Raw genomic sequence first — 25,066 nt, 5'->3', positions numbered from 1 at the left:
CCTCGCCGGCGATGACAGGATCGTCATCAGTCACTCCATCCTCTCCCACCCGCCCGTCCGGGTGGAAAGGCGCACGGCGCCACCAATAATGACCGCTCCTCTACCGCAAAGTTATGTTTTGCGTTGAGGGGGCCACGGCGCCTGGGTTGGCTGATGAACACCGTCCGTTCGCGCATGTCGGGTTGAATTAATTCGTGGCGAGGAGGAGGCGGGTTCATCATCCAACAGCTGCCGGAGTTCCGCTGGGTCGAATGCCATCATTGGTGGGGAGGCGGGCTCGTCCTCCAACAGTCGCCACAGTTCCCCTGGCTCGAATGCCATCATTGGTGGGGAGGCGGGTTCATCATCCAACAGCTGCCGGGGCTCTTCCTCGTGCGGCAAGCGCCTCCTCAGCCGGTCTTGCAGCGCCTGCCGATCGGCGACGAGGTTGTCGAGGGGCAGCGGCTCGCGGCCTGGCCGCTGCCCTTCCACCAATCGTCCAACCAGCGCCCACGTGCCGTCCAGCACAAAGACGCCGCAATCATAGTCGTTCGGCTGTCGGGCCATGGGGGCTGGCGCCAAGGTGGCGTTCAGCAGTCCTGCGAGCTGTGTTGCAGGCCCGTCGTTGTATCCCTCTCGCTGGCGGGAGTCGTAGTGATAGGCGACCGATCTTTCCCGGTTGCGGCGATCAACGAGCAGCAGCGACCAATGGGTGCCGGGCCTATCAAGAGTGCCATTGTTCACGGGCAGGAACAGGAAGTCGGCCGGGGCGGTGTTTTGATTATAGATGGACTGCAATGTGTGTTGCGCGGTGTTCGACCCCACGTGACGCAGGAGATGGGATACCGACGGATCCACCAGCCGTGTCCGGGCGGCGAGCTCCGGATTGATCCCCTGCAGTTGCCCCTCCAGCAAATGGTAATCCCTCTGGATATGGGCGTCGCTCAGCCACTCGGTGGCGCCGAGCACCGATCCGTTGGCGACCTTGGACGAGGCTGTCGGATCGAACGCCCCGATCTGAGCATCGGAGGAGGTGGTCGTTAGCGTCGTCACATCAACCACTGGAAGACCGCGGTAGGTGCCTGGCAGGCTGGCGGTTGCTGGCGAGGCGGGTTGGGGAGCTCTTGCCGCTGCCGCTGGCGCAGCTTCACTCATGGGCCGAGGTCGAGGGTGATGGATGAGCTGAACCTCATTGGGTTCTCCCGCCCCCGGAACGGCGGCGGACCCTGTCCCTTGCATCATGGACTGCCACTCCGTATCGCGGAGCATCTGCCGCCGTTCCAATTCCTCGCTCAACCACGCCATAGCTTCCTCGTCCGAGGAGTCTGGCAGTGGAGAAAGCGCCAGCGGCGAGCCGGGCTGTCGAGCGTCCTGGTGATGACCCGGTACTGGCCCGGGCGGATTGGGATCAACCGCTGCCTCAAAATCGCCGTAGGTCTCTGAGCGAGCCCTGACATAGTGCACTGGCGCTGGTTCCGAGGTTGGCCACATACTCCAATCAAAGTTGAGCGGCATCTGCAGCGACCAGGTTGACGTGGACCTGGCAGCTTCCTGCCATCCAGCTTGGACTATGTCCTGCGCCTGCTCAGGGGGAACTCCGGACCAGGGTGGGCCGTCTTCAACCATCAGATCCTGACCGTAACCTTCCGCGCCGACCGATGGCCAACTGACAGGTCCCTGCTGCGCAGCGGCGTCCCCGACGGACGTCGCGATCGCATGCGGCGCCGCGGCGTCTTCGTACCCGCTCCCCTGCATCATCGGCCGCGCCTCCCATGGCGATGCACCCAGTTGATGGGTGGCGGCCGGCGTCAGCAGGCGACCGCCTGAATTAGCGATCTCGCTCAGCTGCCGCTCGGCGGCAAGGCCTTGCAGATCGTCCAGGGTCCGCCGCCTCTTCGATGACCTCAACTCAGCTGTGTCAAGCTCATCCTCGATGAGGACCTCCTCGCTTGGCAGGAGGTTGCTCCAGGCAGGTGCACCCATCAGCTCGTCCGGGGACCGCTGGTGATTGGACACTCCGGGATCTGGTGCCTGGTCATGGCGCGCTGCGGGCTCGAGAGATGACGGCGGGCCGGCTGCGTCCATCAGCCCCAAACGCACATCCTGATCGTGCGCTGCCGCAGGAAACTCCTGTGCCCAGTTGCCAGCTTGGTGCGACGCGCCGTGCTGCGCAGCGGCGACCCGCCTCGACTCCGTCGGCGCCGCGCCTTCGGAATTGATGAGCGTCACGTTCTGGGGGCGAGGATTGCGAGCGCGGCGTGTGCGCAGCACGACTCTGCCCGTCGACTGAAAGGTCCGGAGATGATCTAATGCCGCAACGAGTTTGCTGGGATCACCCTCTCCGATGAACTCGAGCACCCCACCGCCATCGGACAGCGACGTGCTGTTGAGCCGAGCACCAATGCTCGTTTTGTTCTTTTCGAAGAGCCAGCCACCAAAGCGGCCAAGAATGCCTACATTATTCTTGACGGTGTGGTCGGAGGCGTTGGCCTTGATGAAAGCCTTCTCAAGGTCCAAAATAAGGGAAGCATCCTGGGGATAGAGAGGCTTCTGCTCCCGAGGCCGCTGCCTGCGAAGCCGAGTTGACTGAGCCGGCTGCGGCGCCGAAGACGACTGGCCGGGTTGGTCGATCAGCTCCAAAGGCACGTCCTGATCGTGGGCTGCCGCAGCCGTCTCCTTTGGCCAACTGCTAGCTTCGTGCGGCGCGCTGTGCTGCGCAGCGGCGTCGCCGACCCGCCTTGGCTGCATCAGTGCCGCGTCTTCGGGATCAGGAACCGGGGGAATATGGCGTTCGCGCTCCATTGCTTTAGCGCCGGCGTCCGGTTTTCGGAGAGATGCCAGTGCGGAGCCGATCCTTTGATCACCACCGGCCAACGCCTTGCCGGCAGTTGCATTCCTTTTGCTGGTCGGTATCGCTGCTTCGTCTCTGTACTCTTTGATGAGAGCCGCTTCCTGGGAAATAAGCTGAGTATCCTCGGGATAGAGAGGCTGGTTCCTGCCAAGCCGAGCTGACCGAGCCGGCTGCGGCGCCGAAGACGACAGGCCCTGTTCGTCCATCAGCCCCAAAAGCACATCCTGATCGTGGGCTGCCGCAGCAAGCTCCTTTGGCCAACTGCCGGCTTCCTGCGACGCGCTATGCTGCGCAATCGCCTCGCCGCCCCGCCTCGGCTCCATCAGTGCCGCGTCTTCGGGATCAGGAACGGGGGGAATATGGCGCTCGAGCTCCATCGCTGTAGCGCCGGCGTCCGATTTTCGGAGCTGAGCCAGTGCGGATCCGATCGTTGGATCAGCGCAGTCCTTCCTATAGCCCTCGGCATCTCTATCCAACGCCTCGTCGGAAAGCCGACCAACAATGCCCTTCTTGTTGTTTTGACGCAGATAGTCACTGAAGCTCCTAAGAGCAGTTACAATCCTCCCGCCGCTACGTATCCGGGCTTCGTTTCTATACTCTTTGATGAGAGCCGCGTCTTGGGGATACGGACTATTAGCGCGGATCCGCACTACGCCCCCCGTCGAGAGGTGACCAATCGCCGCAAAGAGTTTTGCGGAGTCACCCTTTCCGATGAACTCGCGCGCATCCTTGACCAGCGACTGCTTATCGAGCCGATCCTTAATGGGATCTTTATTCTTGGCGAAGAGCCAGTGGCCAAAGCTCACAAGAACACCTACATAGGAGTTGACGGTTTTCTCGGCGGCATTAGCCTTGATGAGCGCCTCCTCAAACCCCAAAATAAGCGGAGGATCCTCGGGATGAAGAGGGAGCTTGCTGAGCCTTTTCAAAAGTCGACTTGACTGACTCGGCTGCGGCGCCGAGCCGGCCGGCATTGCTCCACCACCTCCGCCTGAATTGGCGATCTCACTCAGTTGCCGCTCAAAGGCCGCCGTACCTGCGGACGGAGCCGCCGGTGAGCTCCCTTGCAGGCCGGCCCTGTTCGATTGTCCGCGTACCCGCTTGGTCGAGGTTAAATCCATCCGTCGTCACTTTCAGTAATATAAGCCCGTTTGAAGCTGGGCTTGCATCTGCCATAGAGCTGTCGAGAACCTGACGACAACATGCCCGCTAAGGCCGCATGGTGCACGCGCCTAGATGCCGTAATGGCCGGTTTCCCGAGCTTTGCCAGGTTGGGTGGCTGTCCCTCAGAATGAAGGTGTTGAACCGGAGTCCGAGCGATCGGCTCCAGCGTTATGAGAGGAACAGCCATTGGATGCCATGTGGGAATCGATGTCTCCCTGGAAGAAAGCAGCCCGGTTCGCATCATGGTGCCGCCGGCCTTGCTGACACCACCGTCTCGATCGGTTCCACCGGTTTGATGTTGTGGGCGTAAGCGCGAAATACGCTCCTGCGTATTGGATTTTCCAAAGCGCATCGGCAGATCTACCAAACGGCGTAACTTTCAGCATCTCGCGATTGAGCTTGGTGAACTCGCACCACCGCCGTCCGTGCCGCAGCATCGCACCTACGAAATGCGCAAACGGAGTCTGATTCTCCCCTCAGCCCCACGGTTGTCGCCGCTCCTCAAGCCATCTGCGCTATCCCAACGTTACCAACCCGGCGGCGCCTTTTTGCGGATCCAATGTTGTGTCATGAGCGGTGGGATCAGGTTCCAGGGTGGCAAGTCGCCTCCGCCATTCATTTCGGTTACGCCGGTCATGAGGGCAGTCGGCTTGCTTAGGTCAGACTAATCCAGTTGTTGGGCGGTTTGGAACAAAGCGAGCAGCATAATCAGGCAGCCGACGAGCCGCAAAAGCGTCCGCTCGGCGATCGCCTTGAGCATCCATCCGGCAAGCGGGGCGGCGACTATGCCGCCCACGATCAGCCCCAGCACCGAGCTTGCATGTGTCGACAGCGCCCCCGCTTCCTGCCAGTGCCCGGTGACGAGCGCGACGATGAAGGCGATGGACACCGCAAGCGTGATCAGGAACTCGGCCGCATTGACAGTACCGATCACGTAGCGGGGCGGCGCGCCGGCCCCGAGCAGCCCGGTCACGACCATCGGACCCCATCCGCCGCCGCCTGCCGCGTCGAGGAAGCCGCCGATGGTGCCCAGCGGCGCCACAAGGCGGGTAGGAACCGGATTGCTGGGGATCTTCCGGAACGACCGGAGGAACAGCCAGAACCCGATCACTGCGAGATAGGTCGTGACGTAGGGCTTCACCATGTCGCCGTCGAACGAGGTCAGCACGAAGGCGCCGAGGCAGCCGCCGAGAATGCCGAACGGTACAAGCCGCCAGAACAGCTTCCAGTCGATATTGCGGTGGTAGTGGTGCGCCGTGCCGGAAGCGGCCGTGGTGAACACTTCCGCCGCGTGCACCGCGGCGGAAGCCTGCGCCGGCGGAACACCGAAGGAGAGCAGCACGGTGGAGGAGATCGCGCCATAGGCCATGCCTAGCGCGCCGTCAACCGCCTGGGCGAGGAAGCCGACTATGGCGAACAGGATGAAGTCAGTCATTGGTTTCCGTCGTGAAAGTGCAGCCGTATGTAGCCTTGTGGATCGGGCTCCGGCTTGGCTCCGCGCCAGAGAAAAGGGCGGCATCACTGCCGCCCTTCCGAGCTTGTTGAGCTGCGTGGATCTTAGAAATCCATACCACCCATGCCGCCCATTCCGCCCATACCGCCGCCGCCCATGCCGCCTGGCATGCCGCCGCCAGCCGACTCCTTCTTCGGAGCCTCCGCGATCATGGCTTCGGTGGTGACCAGCAGGCCGGCGACCGAGGCCGCGTCCTGGAGAGCCGTGCGCACGACCTTGACCGGATCGACGATACCCATGGCGATCATGTCGCCATATTCGCCGGTCTGGGCGTTGAAGCCGAACGTCGGGCCCTTGTTCTCGAGGATCTTGCCGGCAACGATCGATGCTTCCGCACCGGCGTTGGCCGCGATCTGACGGGCCGGAGCCTGCAGCGCGCGACGCACGATGGCGATGCCAGCGGTCTGGTCGGAGTTGGCGCCGACAGCCTTGATGCTCAGCGAAGCGCGCAGCAGTGCGACGCCGCCGCCGGGAACGATGCCTTCTTCGACGGCCGCGCGGGTCGCGTTGAGGGCGTCATCGACGCGGTCCTTCTTTTCCTTGACTTCGATCTCGGTCGCACCGCCGACGCGGATGACGGCAACGCCGCCCGCCAGCTTGGCGAGACGTTCCTGCAGCTTCTCCTTGTCGTAGTCCGAGGTGGTCTCCTCGATCTGCTGCTTGATCTGGGCGACGCGGCCCTGGATCTCGGCCTTCTTGCCGGCGCCGTCGACGATGGTGGTGTTCTCCTTGGAGATCGACACCTTCTTGGCGCGGCCGAGCATGTTGAGGCCGACATTCTCGAGCTTGATGCCGAGGTCTTCGGAAATGACCTGGCCACCGGTGAGGATGGCGATGTCTTCCAGCATGGCCTTGCGGCGATCACCGAAGCCCGGCGCCTTGACGGCGGCGATCTTCAGGCCGCCACGCAGCTTGTTGACGACGAGCGTGGCCAGAGCCTCGCCTTCGACGTCTTCCGAGATGATGACCAGCGGCTTCGAGGTCTGCACGACAGCCTCGAGGATCGGCAGCATGGCCTGCAGGTTGGAGAGCTTCTTCTCGTGGAGAAGGATGTAGGCGTCTTCCAGATCCGCAACCATCTTGTCGGCGTTGGTGACGAAGTAGGGCGAGAGATAGCCGCGGTCGAACTGCATGCCTTCGACGACTTCGAGTTCGGTCTCGGCGGTCTTGGCTTCCTCGACCGTGATGACGCCCTCATTGCCGACCTTCTGCATCGCTTCGGCGATCATCGAGCCGACCGAAGCATCGCCATTGCCGGCGATGGTGCCGACCTGGGCAACTTCTTCCGAGGTCTTGATCTTCTTGGCGTTCTTGATCAGCGTCGCGACGACGTCGCTAACCGCGAGGTCGATGCCGCGCTTCAGGTCCATCGGGTTCATGCCGGCGGCAACCGCCTTGTGGCCTTCCTGGACGATCGACTGCGCCAGAACGGTCGCGGTCGTGGTGCCGTCGCCGGCGATGTCGTTGGTCTTCGAAGCAACTTCGCGGACCATCTGCGCGCCCATGTTCTCGAACTTGTCCTCAAGCTCGATTTCCTTGGCGACGGTGACGCCGTCCTTGGTGATGCGCGGTGCGCCGAACGACTTGTCGATGACGACGTTGCGGCCCTTGGGGCCGAGCGTGACCTTCACTGCGTCGGCGAGGATGTTGACGCCGCGCAGCATGCGCTCACGAGCGTCGCGGGAGAATTTTACGTCCTTAACAGCCATTTTTTACTCCTGGGCATTTCGCCCTAAATTGAGATTGGATGGAGATGAATGGCGGCGTGTCAGCCGATGATGCCCATCACGTCGGCTTCCTTCATGATCAGAAGGTCTTCGCCATTGAGCTTGACTTCGGTGCCCGACCACTTGCCGAACAGGATGCGATCGCCGGCCTTGACGTCCAGCGGGACGAGCTTGCCGGCTTCGTCGCGGGCGCCGGAACCAACGGCGATGATCTCGCCTTCCTGCGGCTTTTCCTTCGCCGTGTCGGGGATGATGATCCCGCCGGCAGTCTTGGATTCGGATTCGACCCGGCGAACGACCACGCGGTCATGAAGCGGCCGGAAATTCGACTTTGCCATTTTGGGATGTCCCTGGTGCGGAGGTTGAATGTTGTCCGTTGCCGGAGCGGGTTAGCACTCACCAATGGCGAGTGCTAACGTGGCGGTCAGATAGGCTGTAGGCTCATACTAGTCAAGACGGCAAGGGGAGGGGCGAAGAGCAAAAGGTTTGGAATCGGCGCGAAAGCACAGCCCCTTCACGTTAGGGGAAGGCTCTTTCGGCACCTTTCGTGCCAGTCGTTCGTCCGGCCTAGTCTCGCCAGCGACGCCCGCCCAGTTTGGTCGGCGGGAAGTGCCTGAATGGTAGTTCGCTCTGTGAGTTTTCGGCGAAGGGCGCCGCGCGGAAGCCGAATCAAAGTTGGATCGCGCGACTATTGAAACCAGCGGCGACTTTGGTGCCTTTCGATCTTCCATGGCTTGGACCGTACGCTAAGCGCGGCCACTGGGAGCGGGGTTCCAGCTGTTTCGCGTTGATCCCTTCGCTATTAGGAGGAGGGTCAGCAACACGAGAGCGACGCTCTGAGTTTCGACCTGCAGGGGACAAACCCCTTCCAACTCGTATGGCTCTTTTGGAATGTGCGCCCTGCGGACGAGTGGCTGCACCTTGCGCAAGGTCAACTACGCCATTCCCTCCCGCCTGATCGGACATCGGCTTGGCGTCCGGCTGATCGACGATCGTCGCACCGATGTCGTTCAACCCTGTCAATATGCCCAGATTGGGACCCTCTATAGGTCATGGACAATACGATTTGGATCGCGGCGCTCGCCGACATGCAGTTCAATGCGAACTGGCCTAGGGTCTCCGATGTTAGCCGCCCTTCGAAGGGACGCCTTGATTCGGTCCGAAAATCGCGGCGCTGGTCCGCCGTATCGCGACCGCGAGCAGATGTCAGTCACTCGGTTGGCTTTCGGGCTTGCTTTTAGCGACTTGTCCGCAGACCTCCCGAGTCGGGTCCCTTGGAGCGAAGGTATTCGTCCGCTTGGATTGGATCTCGGTGACATTTCCTTTTTGGAGTGTCTGATGGCGAGATCGTAGAGCGCGTACCCCTGATCCATGCCCTGAAATTGGCCGCGCTCGATGTAGGCGTGTGGAAAGTCTCGTGCCCGGTGCGGCATTGCAGCAAGATACAACGCTCGCCTCGATGGAGATACCGGCTCCACCCCGACCGGTGGGCTGGAACTACGCTCCTCATTCATTGATTGGTTCCCGGACGTGTTGCAGCTTGAGTTCCCCCAGTGATGGACAGATAGCGCTAAAGAAGCTGAAGGAACTTGTCAGGAGGCGTCTACTAGAGCTCGCGATTGCTGATATTGCGAGAACGCAATAATCAGGCTCCTCAAGTAGCTCAATTACAGACTTTTACAGCATTGGCCGCCAGATGCTTTTTGCTCCGCCCGTTCAAGTCATTTGGATGGCTCATACCGTACTTATCGAGACCAAGCTATGGGCATCCAGCCGGGCAGCCGTGTGCAGGACGCGGATCCCGCTTCCAAGATGCGGCGGGCGCGCTCTCTGTGGCCCAACAAATGCTGAACTGTGTACGCGGATGATTGGGAGACGGACGACCAGTGGCTAATTTGAAGCTAGAAAATATCCTGCTTGCTCATAGGAACCGGTCTGTTCTGGGGTGCGTCGCCAGCAGGCTTGCTCGGACGGTCGGATCCATATACCTCGGGCGACAGAGGAAGCGCCAGACGTTCAATCGTCATTTGCCGACTTCCTGCGCAGTTCTTGTCCAACAAGGAAGAAACTATGAGGCGGCAGACCCGAGCGTTCACTGTGGAGATCAGACAAAAGCGCAGTTCTCAAAAACGGAGCCGTTCCATCTGGAGTGATGTCGATCTCTCCGCAGCAATGGCTGAGACAACAAGGGAACTCAACGAGATGGAGTTGCCAAATCGTCGCCTTATTGACTCTAGTGTCGTGGCGATTGATGCTGAACAAATACACAAATCGCGAGCGGAGTACCTCATGGCAAATCCCCTGGAAGTTGAATCAGTAACTGCAACGGAATCGGCAGCCAAAGTGGAGACGCCTGAAAAGAAGAAAGCCCCACGATCGCGGAAGGCGAAGGCTGAGCCCAAGCCGCCTGCTCGGAAGAATGCCGCCAATACGCCGTCTCAGGCGGAGGAAGCACCAGCAGCGGCCGTGCGGCGGAAGATATACTCTGAAAAGGAGCGCGCCCAGATGCTCGCGCAGATCGAGAAGTCTATCAGTGGCGGCGCCACTCACAAGAGCGCCGTAAAGCAGGCCGGCATCTCGGAACAGACCTACTATCAATGGAAGAAGGCTGCGGCGCCTGCATCGGATGGTGACAATCTGAAGAACCTGGTCGCGCTTGAGGAAGAAAACAAGCGACTGAAGAGTTTGCTCGCGGAACGCCTGCGCAAGGAGAACGCGGAACTGAAGAGGAAGCTGGGGCTGTAATAACGCTGAATCGCCGATCGGAGCGGATAGTATTCTTCGCCGAGGCGCCTTTCTTTTCTTTTCTAGACGGAGGGGCTCGGTCCGGGTCCAGTCAAAATTTAGCGCTTGCCGCTGGCGATGAAATGCGGATTGGCGTAGTCCTCGTCATCGCTCTCGTTGCGCTTGCCGTAGGCCAGCGGCTCACCGTCGAGCGTGCGCGTTATGCAGCATCGCTTCGTCGTCAGATACCGCCGCCGCTATTGTATTGGTTTTCGGCAATGTCACGCTCGTTCAGCCAGAGTTCCAGGGCCTCTACCATCTCCTCGGCAGACTTGCCGAGTGTCTTGAGATGGATTTCGGGGTTTTCCGGGGCTTCATACGGCGAATCGACGCCGGTGAAATTCTTGATTTCGCCATTCAATGCCCGCGCATAGAGGCCCTTCGGATCGCGTCTGGCGCATTCCTCAAAGGGTGTGTCGACAAACACCTCGACGAATTCACCGCTGGCCATCAATTCCCTGGCCATGCGCCTTTCGGCGCTAAATGGCGAAATGAAGGAAACAATGACGATCAACCCGGCATCGGCCATCAGCCGCGCCACTTCGGCCACGCGGCGAATGTTTTCGACGCGGTCGGCGTCGGTGAAGCCAAGATCGCGATTGAGCCCGTGGCGGACATTGTCGCCATCCAGGATGTAGGTGTGGCGGCCGGTGGCGAACAGCTTCTTCTCGAAAAGATTGGCGATGGTCGACTTGCCCGACCCAGAGAGCCCGGTAAACCAGAACACTGCAGGCCGCTGGTTCTTCAGATCGGCGCGGCCGTGCTTGCCGACATCGAGCGATTGCCAGTGGATGTTCTCGGCGCGGCGCAGCGAATGCAGGATCATGCCGGCGCCGACCGTGGCGTTGGTGATGCGGTCGATCAGGATGAAGGCGCCGGTCGTGCGGTTCTCGGCGAACGTATCGAAGGCGATCGGCGCCCGCGTCGAGATGTTGCAAATGCCGACCTCGTTCATTTCCAGCGACTTGGCCGCCTCATGGGCAAAATCGTTGACGTTGACGCGGTATTTCAGGTCGGTGACGGTGGCGCTGGTCTGATCGGTCTCGGTCCGCAGGATATAGGAGCGGCCCGGCAGCAGCGCGTGCTCGTCGAACCAGACGATGTTGGCGGCGAACTGGTCGGCGACCTGCGGCCGCGCCGCCGGCGACACCAGCATGTTACCGCGCGAGACCTCGACCTCGTCGTCGAGAACTAGGGTGATGGCCTGGCCGGCGACCGCCTGGCTCAGATCGCCGCGATGCGAGACGATGCGCCTGACATGAGCGGACTTGCCGGATTTGGCGACAACGACCTCGTCGCCTGGTGAGACCAAGCCGGACGCAATCGTGCCGGCAAAACCGCGAAAATCGAGATTTGGGCGGTTCACATACTGCACCGGAAAACGGAACGGCAGTTCGACCACGGCTTCATCGACTGACACGGCTTCCAGATGTTCGATCAGCGTCGGGCCGGAATACCACGTCGTCTTATCCGAGCGGCTGGTGACGTTGTCGCCGTAACGGGCTGACATCGGGATGGGCACGATCGTCTCGAAGCCAAGCTTGTGCGAAAATTGCCGATAGTCCTCGATGATCCGTTCGAACACCGCCTTGTCGAAGCCGACGAGGTCGATCTTGTTGACGGCGAGCACAATGTGCCGGATGCCGAGCAGCGAGGCGATGATCGAGTGGCGCCTTGTCTGGCGCAGCACGCCCTGCCGGGCGTCGATCAGCACAATGGCCAGATCGGCCGTCGACGCGCCCGTCGCCATGTTGCGCGTGTATTGTTCGTGGCCGGGTGTGTCGGCAACGATGAATTTGCGTTTTGGCGTGGCGAAAAAGCGATAGGCGACATCAATGGTGATGCCCTGCTCGCGCTCGGCCTCGAGGCCATCGACCAGCAGCGCGAAGTCGACGTCGTCACCCGTCGTCCCGTGCTTGCGCGAATCACGCTCGAGCGCAGCAAGCTGGTCCTCGAAAATCTGCTTGGTGTCCGAAAGCAGGCGCCCGATCAACGTCGACTTGCCGTCGTCCACGGAACCGCAGGTCAGGAAGCGCAGCAGCGATTTTTGTTCCTGCACCGCCAGATAGTCGCGAATGCCGTCGGTGGGGGCGAGGCTCTCGGCCGTGATGTGGCGCATGCTCAGAAATACCCCTCGCGCTTCTTCTTTTCCATCGAGCCGGCTTCATCACGGTCGATCAGGCGGCCCTGCCGTTCTGAGGTGCGCGCGGTGAGCATTTCGCCAACAATGGCCTCCAGCGTGTCGGCGGCCGATTCGATCGCGCCGGTCAGCGGATAGCAGCCGAGCGTGCGGAACCGCACCAGCCGGTTCTCCACGGTCTCGCCGGGACGCAACTGCATGCGGTCGTCATCCCTCAGAATGAGCATGCCGTCACGTTCGACGACCGGCCGCTCCTTGGCGAAATAGAGCGGCACGATCGGGATGTCTTCCTGGAGAATGTACTGCCAGATATCGAGTTCGGTCCAGTTCGACAACGGAAAGACCCGGATCGATTCACCGGTCGCGACGCGGGTGTTGAATATCTTCCACATCTCCGGCCGCTGGTTCTTCGGATCCCAGACGTGCTGGGCATTGCGGAAAGAGAAGATCCGCTCCTTGGCGCGCGATTTCTCCTCGTCGCGCCGCGCCCCACCGAAGGCTGCATCGAAGCCGTATTTGTCGAGCGCCTGGCGCAGCGCCACGGTCTTCATCACATGCGTATGGGTGTTCGAGCCATGGTCGAAGGGATTGATATTGTCGCGCACACCGTCGCCGTTGACATGGACCAGGAGATCGAAGCCGAGTTTTTGCGCCATCTGATCGCGAAAGGCGATCATCTCGCGGAATTTCCAGGTTGTGTCGACGTGGAGAAAGGGAAAGGGCGGCTTGGCCGGATAAAACGCCTTCATCGCAAGATGCATCAGCACGGAGGAATCCTTGCCGACCGAATAGAGCATGACCGGCTTGGCGAAGGCCGCCGCTACCTCGCGAAAGATATGGATGGATTCGGCTTCAAGCCGCTGCAGATGCGTAAGCGCGATGTTCATGGACTTTAAGCGTTCTCTCGTGCCAATCCACAGGAGGCCCGTTCATCAACAGGCGTGATCTTCAGCCGCCCCGGATGGAAAGAGGATCGGCAGGCGGTAAATTCTATTCCATGCACGCACCAGGTGATCGGATGCGGCCTTGAAGCCAAATACGCGCGGACGGCGGCGCATGGCGTCTGTTCAGTAAAAAGCCTGTTGTCGAAAGGCAAGTCGCCGAACACTCGTGGTCGAACCTGATGGAAGCGGAACCGGCTTCTTCTCTCGCTGGCTCGTCTGCGCCATGTTCCAGCACCGAATTCAGCATTCGGATTTCAACTAAATTGGTCTCTATTAAGGCAGCCGCATATCAATCAATCGATTAACGCGGCTTTCGGCCGCCAGATCACTTTCTGCGGACATCGTAGACGCCCAAGCCGCCCGCGTGCGGAAGCCCCGCCAATATTCATCAGGTGCGATTGGGCGCGCTCAGCCTACCACGACTCGGGGAAGCGGCTGCAAGCATCGCCTGACTGACGCGCCGGTCGCCTTAGGCGTTCAGCATTTTCGCTTTGCATTGCGGATGTCATGGACCTCCCTTCTGGCCGCGCTTAGGTTTGCCGGCAAGTCGGGTGATTTCGATCGCCAGTCCGACGATTGCCTGACCATCGCGTTTAGTCCCTCGGCGCGTCACCCATCGTCCACGGGACAGGCTGGGCCGCCTCGTGCCTGCGCGTCAGCTTGGTAACATTGTGCCGCACCTATCTCCCGTCGTCACGGACGGTGATCCGTCCGTGTGCATGGGCGTCGGTCCACACGTCCAGCCAGACCGCGTCGTTACGTCCGACATGGCGGTGCAGGGTGCCGTGCCTTCCCTGCGCCTTTGATGCGGCGTGCCGCCGCCGAGAGGTCGTCGCGCTAGGAGCAGGTTTTTTCGCCGGTCGGCGCCAAGACATGGGAACCAACCGGATCATGGATTTCGCCCGCATGGGCTGAAGCCGGCACTGGTAACTAACTCAGGCGTCACCGGCTGCGGGGATGAAAGCGTCGAATGCAGCAAGCAGCTGCCCGCGATAGAGGTCGGCTTCCTGCAGGATCTCATGGCGCGCGCCGTCGATCATCAGCAACGAGCCGACTCGCAGACGCCTCGCATAAGCTTCAACTGCCCTGGTCGAGACGACCTGATCGGCGCCAGCGGCGATCATCAGCAAAGGCACCTGGATCTTCGCCGTAAAATCCGGGTCGCTGACGATTAGGGACGCCTCCGCGGCCGCCTTCAGCCAGCGGATCGTCGGGCCACCGAGCGCCAGCTGCGGATAGGTTTCATAGATCAGCGTGTTGCGCCGATAGCGCGCCGGATCGCTGGTCAGCTTGTTCATGGAGACGGGCACAGATTCCTTCGGTGGCGGACCCCATGCGGCATTGACCCGGCCAAGGCCGAGAAGGCAGGACAGCGAACAGATGCGGCGAACGGTTTTAACCGAAATCGACTGGTTGGGCACGGCGAGGAATGGCGCGATCAGCACCATGCGACGCACGCGGTTCGCCATCGAGGGCGCTGCGAGCAGCGCAATCAGCGCCCCGGTGGAATGGGCCAGTATGTAGTAGGGTCCCTGGCAATCGGGCAGCACGATCTCTTCGAAGAACTGCTCCAGATCGCCGGTATAGTCGAAGAAGCTCCTGACGTAGCCGCGCTGGCGGTCACCGATCAGCCGGTCGGAAGCGCCCTGGCCGCGCCAGTCGAGGGTTGCCACGCCAAGCCCCCGGTCGGCAAGGTTGCGAACGGTCTCGAAATACTTCTCGATGCACTCGTTGCGGCCGGTCAGGATGACCACGGTTCCCTTCAACGGACGGCTAACCGCGGCAAACAGCCCATAGCGGATCTTCTTGCCGTCACTCGTGGTGAAGAAGCCGCCGGCTGCGTTTGCCGGCAGCGGATTGCCCGGAGTTCCATGGAAGAGGCGGGGCTGATGAAAAAGATCGGTCATACGGCATTTGACCAGGCGCCGGCGTGGGCGCACGTCAGACATAATTGCCGATGCTCCAAAGGCAAAGGAATGACATCGGCGGTGAGCTCGATGAGGGTGTCGATGTTGCTGACGGCTTCTTCTGTCATGAAAACTCTCCCGGCCACTTTTCGATTCCATGCCTGTACCACTGAAAACACAGACCTTTGCAGATACGGGCAAGCGAGGGCTTGCTTGGGACACGACGACCGCCTCTGACCATTAACGACTAATTGGAAGGGATGGCCGCTTTGCGCAGCATGTCGGTCACAGAGGGTGCATTCGGATCATGTCCCGGCGGCGTGGTGTAGCTCGCGGAGAGACCGAAGAACGCTTCTGGTCGCAAACTTGACGACTGCGGCAGCGGTGGACGGTCTGGCGAACAGTCCCATTGTAGACATAGCTCGTAAGGCATTGTTTTCGGTCCGTAAGACAGTTGATTATGCCTGATCAACGAGAACGGCACTTGTGTAAAGCCTCGCACTCCCAAGCAAAAGATCACCTCCGCACCACGCGGATACTGAGCCCCCAATTACGTCGAGATTCTCTTGGCGCGCTCGCTTTTGCCCGCCACAAGTCGCTACTTCGTCGTGGCTGGGGCCTTGTTTGTAGGAAAAGCCGGCCAATATTTCGAAATTGCCAGCGCGGCCCCAGTCGAAGAGAAATGACCATAGTCAAAATAGAGAAACTGGCCGGCGTCGCTGTACGCGCAGCGTTCTGCATCGCAGAGGAATTTCAACGGGTCGATGAAAGTGGCGCCTTTTGTAAATGAGCGCACACGGTCGTTGATGTTGGGATCCATGGCCATTGGCCACGACGTATCACTGAGATGTTCGCGGTTTGCGAAGAATGCGATTTTCCGAACGTCGGTTATGAACTGCGGCGACTGGCCAATGACAAACACACGCGCGCCAAGGTCACGAAGCGTATCGATCGTTTGCTGGAGACCGTCGAAACCTCTAGCCTCGTAGTCGGTCCACCGGCCGCTGAGAACAACGGTCTTGATGCCGGCGTCCTGGATGATCTTCAGGGCTTTCCGATTGAACCGGGTGCAATCCGGGCGTGCATAGGAGAAGTAAGAGAGAATGGGTGGACAGCCCGCATAAGTATATTCCACGATGTTGGCTTGAATTTGCTTTTGGTTGGCATCTAGGCCTGAAACGTAATGAGCGGCGAAGGAGTCGCCCCACAACAAAACAGTTGCAGGAAAGCCGCGAGTGCGCGTGCAATGCTCGATATTCCAGTTTTCGATCGGGCTGGAGCCCTCGTTGAAACAGATGCCATTCCCCCAATCGCCGGCAGGTATCTGCTGCTGCGCATAGTCCGGGAACCGTTGCGGAAATCCGTTGCCGAGCGCCCCCGCCGCGCCCCCAACACAAAGAAGAGCGATCGCGCCCGTTGAAAAGGCGAAGATGGGCACCGGGGCGGTGAAGGCCCTTTTCTGCCGAAACGGTTGCTCAATGTACTTCCAGGAAAATGCAGCCAGTGCGAGGCTTGCAACCGTCATCGCGACCGTCATCGACGGGTCGAGTTTTTGCAATGAAAGATACTGCGCGAATGCATTGATGGGCCAGTGAACAAGATACAGCGAATAGGAGATGAGGCCGATCCCGACCAGCGGTCGAACTTCGAGCATCCGGGTAGCGATCGTAGAGGTGTTTTGGCCAGCATAAATAAGGAGGGCCGTTCCGAGGCACGGGTACAAAGCGTTGTAGCCGGGGAATGGGTCGTTCTCCGAAATCGCGAAGAATCCGATGGCGAGAAGGCCGATTCCGGCCAACCCGACCAGTTCCATATGGAAAGGGTTGCTAAGCGGCGAGGGCCGTTTCAACATCAGCAGGGCGCCCAGCATAAGTTCCCAGATTCGTGTCGGCAGCAGATAGAATCCGGCCGTTGGCGCAACCGATGTGGCCATGACCGCCAGCACGAAGCTGCCAAGAATAATCGGCAGCAGTATCGTCAGCCAACGCTTCCCAAAATAGCGATAGATCAGGGATATCAGGATCGGGGCAAAGATATAATACTGCTCCTCGACTGAGAGAGACCACGTGTGCAATAGCGGTCGGAGCGCGGCATCGACGGAGAAGTAGTTTGACGTCTTCCAAAAATAAATGTTCGACCAAAATGTCGAGGCTGCAATTACGCTGAGACTGAACTCGTGCAGATCTGACGGTAGAAGAATGAACAACGCCGAAATGCTAGTGAGAAGCACGACAAAGACCAGTGCCGGCAGAATGCGCCGGGCACGGCGCCAGTAGAAGCTGACGATCGAAAACCGGCCGTTTTCAAGGTCGTCCAGCAGACTCCCGCTGATCAGGTAGCCGGATATCACGAAGAAGATATCAACGCCGGTAAAACCACCGGGAATTGCTGAGATTCCGAAATGGAAGAGTACAACCGGCAGCACCGCAACCGCCCGGAGCCCGTCGATATCGCGCCTGTATTTCATTCACTAAGTCCTTGGTTCGCAGGTCACGGCAAGAAGGCGGGACGCTTGGCTTCGGCAGGCTCTCACCCCGCCAGACACCATCAACGACGTTCGCCATGCCTGTTCGTGGTCGACTGATTGATTTCTTCGCGGCGCGTGGCGCTCCACGCGTCATGACTCGGCTGGGAGATCTTCGGACCCGCAACGGCCGCCATTCCTGTTGAGCTCAACGGCGGCAGCCCACGGGTGGCTCGGTGTGAAACCTTCAGCGTTCACCGAAAGCGATGGAATGTGACACTGGCAGCGAGCGAACTGCTGGCTGCGAGGGGGCAGTCAGACACCGTCACTGACGTCAAAGAATCGCGCGTAAGGTGTATCCGCGAAGTGGAGCAGCAACTCATCAAAGTTCTGCACCGTTTGGTCCAGGGGTCGCGTTTCCTGGCGCTGAAGGATGGCGCGATCAGATAGCTCAAGCGCTGGAGCGCCCAGGAAATCCCAAACTTTTCTTAAGCAAGCAGAGGGTTCATGGAGAAGGCTCTCGTATTCGACTACAAGCAGGTTGGTCGACGTGAAGGAGTGCTCGACGCGTGCGTGAAAATCGTCCGCGGCTTTGAAGTAAGCCTCGCAGTCATCAATTGACAATCTGACGCGCGGCGGCCGAGCGGCTTCCTTGTCTGAACTGAACTTCAGCCATTGGCCGCTTTGCCTTGCCTGCACAAAGGATCGCAGCGATTCCAATACGTTTCGAGTTACCAGGATGACCTTGAGTGCTGGCCAACGAGTCAGTTCCGCAAAAAAAGCTGGACGATCGCGAAACTGGGGTTCGTTGATCTTGCAGCCAATATGCGTCACATTCTTGTCTTGCGTGGGATAGCTCAGGTAGGCTTGTTCGAGGAGCTCGCGATCGGTGCGTAGCAGGCGATCCTTTCCGGGCCAATTGGTATCATACTCGTTGAGCAGCTCACCGTTACTCAATACCGTCAGATGCTCGTTTAGCAATTCTTCCAAATAATGTGTGCCGGTCCTTGGCATAGCAAGAATGACAAAAGGCTGAGGCGTCGGCGTGCGGTGAGTCATTGCATGTAATTCCAGCTAATAGTGATCGCGAGGGTTGAGGGAAGGCCAGGCACAAGAAGCTCGGCTGACATGTCCTCGACGCGGATTAGATCCGCGCTCATGTAAGTAGCGAAGATCGGAGCGCGCCTGCATCAATGGCTGAGTGCGCCTCCGCTTTAGTGTTGCTGTGCCACCCACAATCCCCAGGCCACCACGCTTGGCTCCAGCTCCGACGGCCAGTTCGCGATGCGGCATTGCGGGCCTCCTTCTCGTGCCGGTCGTAAGTAGTGTCAACGCAGCAGGCGTCGACGAAACAGCGCAGCCGAGATGAAAAACGGCAATACCGCGTACACGCAAAGTGCGCCGATATGCAGCCCGACATTGTCTGCCAGGTGACCAAGCATCAGCGGACGAATTAGGTCGATAGAGTTCGCCAGTGGCGAGAAGGCCGCTAAGCGCTGAAAGGCGCCTGGCAACTGGCCGACTGGAAAGACCGCGCCAGACAGGAACAGCATGGGTGTGATGACGAGCGTCTGATAGAATATAAAATAGTGATAGCTGGGCGCGAGTGCGATGACGACCATCGCCAAGCTCGCAAAGGCGAACCCGGTGAGAGCGACGATCGGCAGCACATAGGGGACAGACGTCCACGCGGCATAGCCTAGCGTGGCAGCAACAATGGTAATTGCCGTACCGGCCAGAAAGGCCTTGGTGGCTGCCCATGCCAATTCGCCGAGAACGATGTCGCCTAGGGTAAGTTGTGTATGGAGGATTGCTTCCCAGGTGCCCTGGTCGCGCATGCGACCGAAAACCGCGTATATCGTTTCGAAAGTCGATGCGGTCATCGCTCCTGTCGCGACCATGCCGGCTGCCAAGAAAGCAATATACGAGGCACCTTCAACGCGACCTACCAATAGTCCAAGGCCAGTGCCGAGCCCGAAAAGGTAGATCAGAGGATCGGCAAGAGTGCCGAGAAGCGACGCAAGTGCGACCTTCTTCCACGCAAGATAGTTGCGGCGCCACACCGCAATCCAATTCCACCCGTTGGCGGGTAGGGCCGCCGCAAAACCTTCACCCATTATTCACTTCTCCATCTCGTGTCCGGTTAGCCGCAAGAAAACGTCCTCCAGACTAGGTGGACGCTCCAGAAAACGCAGACCCGCGCGCCCACGAAGCTGGACACGCACCTGCTCCGGATCGGGCGCATAGCAAAAGAGCGTCTCGCCGCTTAACTCAATGCGCTGAACGTATGGCTTGATCAGCGGAATCAGCTCCTGTGGATTGCCGCCGAAGATCTCGATCACATTGCATCCAATATGTTCTTCAATCAGAGCATGAGGGCTGCCCTCGGCGATCTTGCGTCCCTGCTCGAGGACACATAGCCGATCGCATAGCCGCTCAGCCTCTTCCATGAAATGGGTAGTCAAAATGATCGTCTTCCCGCTCGCCAGCAGAAAACGGAGCCGCTCCCAGATTAGGTGGCGGGCGTGCGGGTCGAGGCCGGTGGTCGGCTCGTCCATTATGAGGAGCTGGGGATCGTTGATCAGCGCACGTGCCAACGTTAAACGCCGCTTCATGCCGCCGGATAGCTGGCCGACACGGGCATCCGCCTTGCTCTCAAGGCGGGCAAACTCAAGGAGAGATGGAATGACCCCTTTAATCTCCCGTGTGCTCATGCCGAAGTAGCGCCCGAACACCAACAGGTTCTCGCGCACCGTGAATTCCAGGTCTAGATTGTCGAATTGCGGAACAACGCCTATGCCCTTGCGGGCCAAGCGGCTTCGTGCCGGCACCGGCAACCCCTAGCACTTTGATCTTACCTGAGTCAGGCCGTGTCATACCGAGGAGCATGCGCGCAATCGTGCTCTTGCCTGCACCATTCGGCCCCAGCAGGCCGAAGCACTCTCCCGAAGCAACGGCGAACGACAAGCCGTTCACAACGAGCTTGTTGCCAAATGACTTGGTTACGCCGTTAAGGTCGATTGCTACATTGGACATGGGTCTATCTCAGGCTGAAGGAGGCCAATCGGCCGGCCGGAAGCTTACTTTCGAGGTTCTGGTCCAGAGCAGCCGTGCTGGCCCCTTTGGAAAATGACAGCCGAAGAAACGCGTGTCGCTCCTGCCCAAAAAACAGGGTCGAAAGGCTACGGATCGCCTTCGGATACTTCCCGTTCTAACCGATGATGTATCTTGCCAAAGCTCACGACTAATCGGCTACCCAAAGTACTCGGTCGGTCGGCGCTGTGAACGCTGCCAGACTAAACCAGTTGTGAAGAATCGCGCGTAAGAGCCGCCATTTGTATTGGCTCCGCAGTTCCCGAACTGCCTGTACCATATGCTTTGGCGATCGGGTTTGCGAGGATGATCGGCTTTTTGCTCTCGTGGGGCAGGGTAGCACTTTTGCGCGACAGCCAATCGCTATTGCTCAATGTACACAAGGCATAAGCTTTCAAGGGAAGTAAAAGAAATATGTTGATGAACGTGTGCAGAGAAAAGCCGAAAAACCGAAGTTGGCGAGAACGAAAAGCTATAACGGAGCATCGAATGATCGTCATACCGGCGATAATAATCGCTGTTGACCAAGGCACTGTATTTGTCAGTACGAGCTCCGCGAACCCGGCTAGTACAGCGATGGCGAGCAACAATGGGCCGAGATTCTGTCCAACCACGTCCAACGTGAGATAGCGGTCGAGGCTCGGCAATAGGCGCAGCGCGAGCAGCGTATCGCGGAAAGTGCTCCGTGCCCAGCGGAGTTGTTGGCGCAGATAGGGCTGCAGCTTATCCGGAACGACTGTTGCCGCGATGGCGTCTGGAACGTACTCCGTTCGAAAGCCTGCTTTCAGCATCAGGATCGTAAGATGGCGGTCCTCGCCGAAGTCGCTTGGCTTGCCCCGAAACAGCTGCGTCTCGTATTGATCCAGCAGCGAAAGAAGAGAAGACCGGCGGTACATTGCACATGGGCCGCAACAGCACATGACAGCACCAAAGCGAGCCTGCGCTGCGCGCTCCTCATTGCAAGCGAGCCAGTACTCCATGTCGATCAACCGAGTCAGCCAAGTGTCGCTCCGGTTGGATGCCACCAACTGGCCCATGGCCGCGCCGATCGCTGGATCGCGCATCCTTACCGCAAGCTTGGTAATGACCTCGGACTCGAGTGTCGTGTCAGAGTCGACGCTGAGCACGAAATCTCCAGACGAGATGCGGATCGCGGCGATCTGCGCCTTGCGTTTGCCGACATTTTCGCCGAGCTGAATGAACGTGAACCTGGGGTCGTCTACGTAGGCGTGATGTACCGGCATGAGGGCATTGCGATTTCCAGAACCGTCATCAACCACATAGACATGCAGTTTTCCGGCGTATTCCTGGTTTGCAACGGAAGCTAAACACGCCGAGAGCGTGAGCGGATCCTCGTTGTAGCAGGGGATGATGACATCCACGCTGGGCCAAAGGTCGGGTCCGAGCAAGTCGTCCGACGTCAACGCAACGTTTGCCGGCTGGGCGTAAACGGCTTGCGTGCCTTTATAGACAGTCGAGAGCAGTGCATAACACGAAACGGCGACAGTACTGGTTGTGATGAGCAGGTCCATATGATCTCTGTTGTTCAATGATGTTGAGGAAGGGATCGGACGACAAATCCGAGGTCATGCAGCGCTGGAATCAGGCGGGACAGCGCCGTAACCGTCTGGTCGCGCGGATCGCGATGAGCGCCTTCGCACCCATCGTGCAAGAGCACAATTGCGCCCGGCCGGACACCGGCGAGTACTGCATCGACAATCGAATCGGTGCCGGGGCGAGACCAGTCTCGCGGGTCTACTGACCAATGCAGGGCCGCCAATCCAGCGCTCGCCGAACTAGTGAGAACTTCTTCGGTCCAGCTCCCATACGGGGCACGAAAGTACCGCACCGTGGCCTGGGGGCACGCCATCCTGATGGCTCTGTTCGCCTCAACTATTTCACATTCGACTTCGCGGGGTTCGCATCTGGACAGGTCCGGATGAGTCATCGTGTGATTGGCTACTTCGTGCCCATCTGCAATCATTCGTCGGATAAGTTCCGGCTGGTCTACAACGTTGGCACCGATGACGAAGAACGTCGCCGATACCCGATGTTGCGCCAGCAAACCGAGGATCTCCGGTGTCCAAACTGGATTCGGACCGTCGTCAAACGTCAGGTAGACGCTGCGCTCTTCGGTGCCGTCAGTGCCGTCACCAGGCACTTCACATATGTAGTCCAGACGTTTCATAGCTCCGGACCGTTCCGCTCGATCAGGGTGCCGGAGGGCCACTCGTCCATCGAGCGCCCAATCGGCGATACAAAGACGAGATCGTCGTCCAGACGTGTGGGCTGCAGGTCGGGATGCATGTCGGCGAGGGTCGACCGGATGCGAACGCCCGACACTATGTTCCCCAGGCCGGCACCGCAGAGCCTCTGAACATGGTTCCGCATTTCGGGCCGAACCGTGCCGAAAGCGAATGGAACCCCCATCTGCTGCAGCGCTGGATACAGACTGCGCATTGAAAAGCTGATTCCGAGGCCCTCAAGATCCAGACGCACCCCGTACAAGCCCAATTCGGCCACCAGCAGATCGACATCGCCAACTTTGATGAACCGGCGTAGTAGACCGACGTGTGCCGCTACACCGTCCGCGTCCCTGCCAATTGCGCGGAACTCTGGCCTGGCACCTGCCCAACTGCGGCTGCCTTCGAACGGCTTTGCGTGGAAGGCACCCATCCGGCCATAGGTGTTTCGGAAGAAGTCGGAGAGTTCGTTATGCTCAGCCAGTTGCAACTCACTTTCCCAGCACAGCCTCCATCGCACTTCAGAGCGCATGGAAAGACCTCATACGTGTTCGTGTTTTCTTGAGGTAAGCGCCTAAGCATTGGGGAGCTTGTTGCGCCGAACCGACGCGATGTGGCTTGCGTAGGTCACCGAAAAACTTTAGCTGCAATGGACATCCGATCCGGCTGACACCGGGAGGCGTGCACCAGAAATGCTGCTCGGCACCGACGCAAACATCAAGTTCCTTTGGGGCTTACATTCTTGAGAGGTCCCTATGCGACGTTCAGCAAAACTGGTAAAATCGTTTGTTTCGATGAAAGGTATCCGCTCTATGGATAGCCGCCGACATGCGTTTCAAGGGGCTTGATCTAAACCTCCTTGTCGTGCTCGACGCGCTGCTGGCCGAGCGCAACCTCTCGGCGGCGGCACGCCGCATCAACCTCAGTCAGCCGGCCATGAGTGCGGCCGTCGCCCGGCTGCGCGATTTTTTCGGCGATGAACTATTCAGCATAAGCGGCCGCGAACGTATTCTGACGTCACGTGCGGCAGCACTTGCCCCCGCAGTCCGCGAGGCTCTCCTGCACATCCAGTGCTCGATTATCTCATTGGATCCGTTTGACCCAGCTCGATCCGATCGCCGCTTCAGGATCATCATCTCCGATTTCGCCACGCTCGTGTTTTTTGAAAAAGTCGTGGAGCGCGTTGCCCGCGAAGCCCCCGCCGTCAGCTTCGAATTGCTGCCTATCGACGATAACCCTGATGAGCTCCTCCGGCGCGGTGACGTCGACTTTTTAATTCTTCCGGATGTGGTCATGTCGAACGCGCATCCAAGAGTGATGCTTTTCCATGAGAGGCTCGTATGCGTAGGCTGTGCCGCGAACAACAAGCTGCCACGGCAGCTTACATTCGAGAGATACTTGTCGATGAGGCACGTCTCGGTCAGGTTCGGACGTTTGCTGAGGCCCTCCATCGAGGAACGGTTCTTGCTTGAGCATGGTCTTAAAAGACGCGTCGAAGTTGTCGTGCAGGGCTTCAGCATGATCCCGCCCATGGTGTCCGGCACAGCTCGTATAGCGACCATGCCCTCCCGGCTGGTCAGGCATTTCGAAAAAACGTTCCCTCTTCAGGTCGTCGAACTTCCGCTGCCGCTTCCCGCTTTCACCGAAGCCGCCCAGTGGCCGGCTCTCCACAATAGCGATCCGGCAAGCATCTGGATGCGGGAGATAATGATGCAGGAGGCATCTCGGGTGGCTGCTCCGCTGAAACCACGAGAGGCTCCCGGCGGTCTTGGATTGATTCCTGCCATGGCCGCCCACTCTCATGTTCCCCCACCAAGAATCAGGGCGACAGATCTCGAGACCAGCTGATTGGCAGGTGTTGCGCTTGGATCCCGTGAGGCTCACGAGGGGAGTAGTGAAGCTCAACCCCGTCGATGAGCCGAGCGACGACCACCGTATCGAAGCGATGTCCTGGCAGGAGACGAAGCGCGCGAGATTGCCGAGCGCATCGGTGAGCGCAAGAATCTTGGTAGTCATGAGTTTTGCGCGGCGGCGGCACGCCGCATCAAACTCAGTCAGCCGGCCATGAGTGCGGCCGTCGCCCGCCTGCGCGATTGTTCGACAAGCGGCCGCGAACGTTTTTTTTCCCCGCTGCGGCAGCAATTGCCCCCGCAGTCCCATGGTTAGACGCTCTCGCGTGTGCCTATAACACGGTCGCCCGCACAATCTCGGCCGCGACCCCCCTGTTTTCTTGGCCATAGGCAGGCGGCCAAGGGGT

At 59.5% G+C, this 25,066-nt stretch carries 16 protein-coding genes and 3 pseudogenes; 3 read left to right on the top strand and 16 right to left on the bottom strand.

The genetic code is table 11. The features are described from left to right. Positions 1–111: 111 nt before the first annotated feature. The 4 genes from ACZ89F_RS26340 to groES all read right to left on the bottom strand — a co-directional run bounded on the left by ACZ89F_RS26340 (position 112) and on the right by groES (position 7,572). Positions 112–3,804 (bottom strand): hypothetical protein, encoded by a 3,693-nt coding sequence (locus tag ACZ89F_RS26340; protein WP_476094947.1) that lies wholly within the window; start codon positions 3,802–3,804, stop codon positions 112–114. 854 nt (positions 3,805–4,658) lie between these two features. Then, positions 4,659–5,429, bottom strand: a complete 771-nt coding sequence (locus ACZ89F_RS26335; RefSeq protein WP_476094945.1) for a sulfite exporter TauE/SafE family protein — start codon at positions 5,427–5,429, stop codon at positions 4,659–4,661. 122 nt (positions 5,430–5,551) lie between these two features. Next, positions 5,552–7,216 carry a chaperonin GroEL gene (groL, locus tag ACZ89F_RS26330; RefSeq protein ID WP_476094943.1) on the bottom strand — a complete coding sequence of 555 codons (1,665 nt, stop codon included), beginning with the start codon at positions 7,214–7,216 and terminating at the stop codon, positions 5,552–5,554. A 59-nt stretch (positions 7,217–7,275) separates the two neighbouring features. Continuing rightward, on the bottom strand, positions 7,276–7,572 hold the full coding sequence (gene groES / locus ACZ89F_RS26325; RefSeq protein ID WP_476094941.1) for a co-chaperone GroES: 297 nt from the start codon (positions 7,570–7,572) through the stop codon (positions 7,276–7,278). Between the two features lie 1,732 nt (positions 7,573–9,304). On the opposite strand from groES, the gene ACZ89F_RS26320 reads away from it, so the two are divergent. Further along, the gene (locus ACZ89F_RS26320) at positions 9,305–9,979 is read left to right on the top strand and encodes a transposase (RefSeq protein ID WP_476094939.1); all 675 of its coding nucleotides are present in this window, start codon (positions 9,305–9,307) and stop codon (positions 9,977–9,979) included. Positions 9,980–10,077: 98 nt separating this feature from the next. Here the strand turns inward: ACZ89F_RS26320 and ACZ89F_RS26315 are convergent. The 12 genes and pseudogenes from ACZ89F_RS26315 to ACZ89F_RS26260 all read right to left on the bottom strand — a co-directional run. After that, a pseudogene (locus ACZ89F_RS26315) lies at positions 10,078–10,182 on the bottom strand (3'(2'),5'-bisphosphate nucleotidase CysQ); the annotation flags it as partial. A 17-nt stretch (positions 10,183–10,199) separates the two neighbouring features. After that, complete coding sequence (cysN, locus tag ACZ89F_RS26310; RefSeq protein WP_476094937.1) at positions 10,200–12,137, bottom strand: sulfate adenylyltransferase subunit CysN; 1,938 nt, start codon at positions 12,135–12,137, stop codon at positions 10,200–10,202. Positions 12,138–12,139: 2 nt separating this feature from the next. Continuing rightward, positions 12,140–13,045 (bottom strand): sulfate adenylyltransferase subunit CysD, encoded by a 906-nt coding sequence (gene cysD, locus ACZ89F_RS26305; RefSeq protein ID WP_476094935.1) that lies wholly within the window; start codon positions 13,043–13,045, stop codon positions 12,140–12,142. A gap of 992 nt (positions 13,046–14,037) precedes the next feature. Continuing rightward, complete coding sequence (locus ACZ89F_RS26300; RefSeq protein ID WP_258120330.1) at positions 14,038–15,009, bottom strand: alpha/beta fold hydrolase; 972 nt, start codon at positions 15,007–15,009, stop codon at positions 14,038–14,040. After that, the gene (locus ACZ89F_RS26295; protein WP_258120329.1) at positions 15,006–15,137 is read right to left on the bottom strand and encodes a hypothetical protein; all 132 of its coding nucleotides are present in this window, start codon (positions 15,135–15,137) and stop codon (positions 15,006–15,008) included. The genes ACZ89F_RS26300 and ACZ89F_RS26295 overlap by 4 nt, the downstream gene beginning before the upstream one ends. Before the next feature lie 470 nt (positions 15,138–15,607). After that, positions 15,608–17,476 carry an acyltransferase family protein gene (locus tag ACZ89F_RS26290; RefSeq protein ID WP_476094933.1) on the bottom strand — a complete coding sequence of 623 codons (1,869 nt, stop codon included), beginning with the start codon at positions 17,474–17,476 and terminating at the stop codon, positions 15,608–15,610. A gap of 312 nt (positions 17,477–17,788) precedes the next feature. Next, entirely contained in the window at positions 17,789–18,532 is a 744-nt protein-coding gene (locus ACZ89F_RS26285; protein ID WP_476094931.1) for a sulfotransferase, read from the bottom strand. A gap of 269 nt (positions 18,533–18,801) precedes the next feature. After that, complete coding sequence (locus tag ACZ89F_RS26280; protein ID WP_476094929.1) at positions 18,802–19,590, bottom strand: ABC transporter permease; 789 nt, start codon at positions 19,588–19,590, stop codon at positions 18,802–18,804. A gap of 3 nt (positions 19,591–19,593) precedes the next feature. Continuing rightward, positions 19,594–20,509, bottom strand: a pseudogene (gene nodI, locus ACZ89F_RS26275) (nodulation factor ABC transporter ATP-binding protein NodI). Between the two features lie 260 nt (positions 20,510–20,769). Next, positions 20,770–22,098: a chitooligosaccharide synthase NodC gene (nodC, locus tag ACZ89F_RS26270; RefSeq protein WP_476094927.1), complete on the bottom strand. Its 1,329-nt coding sequence runs from the start codon at positions 22,096–22,098 to the stop codon at positions 20,770–20,772. A 14-nt stretch (positions 22,099–22,112) separates the two neighbouring features. Further along, entirely contained in the window at positions 22,113–22,754 is a 642-nt protein-coding gene (gene nodB, locus ACZ89F_RS26265; protein ID WP_476094925.1) for a chitooligosaccharide deacetylase NodB, read from the bottom strand. Beyond that, a complete protein-coding gene (locus ACZ89F_RS26260; protein WP_476094923.1) occupies positions 22,751–23,341 on the bottom strand; it encodes a NodA family N-acyltransferase in 591 nt (196 codons plus the stop codon). The genes nodB and ACZ89F_RS26260 overlap by 4 nt, the downstream gene beginning before the upstream one ends. Before the next feature lie 296 nt (positions 23,342–23,637). On the opposite strand from ACZ89F_RS26260, the gene ACZ89F_RS26255 reads away from it, so the two are divergent. Both ACZ89F_RS26255 and ACZ89F_RS26250 read left to right on the top strand, forming a co-directional pair. Continuing rightward, the gene (locus ACZ89F_RS26255; RefSeq protein WP_476094921.1) at positions 23,638–24,657 is read left to right on the top strand and encodes a LysR family transcriptional regulator; all 1,020 of its coding nucleotides are present in this window, start codon (positions 23,638–23,640) and stop codon (positions 24,655–24,657) included. 180 nt (positions 24,658–24,837) lie between these two features. Then, positions 24,838–24,960: pseudogene (locus tag ACZ89F_RS26250) on the top strand (LysR family transcriptional regulator); the annotation flags it as partial. Positions 24,961–25,066 lie beyond the last annotated feature (106 nt).

This window comes from Mesorhizobium sp. USDA 3734, from assembly GCF_056279665.1.
This window is presented reverse-complemented; position numbering and strand designations above follow the sequence as displayed.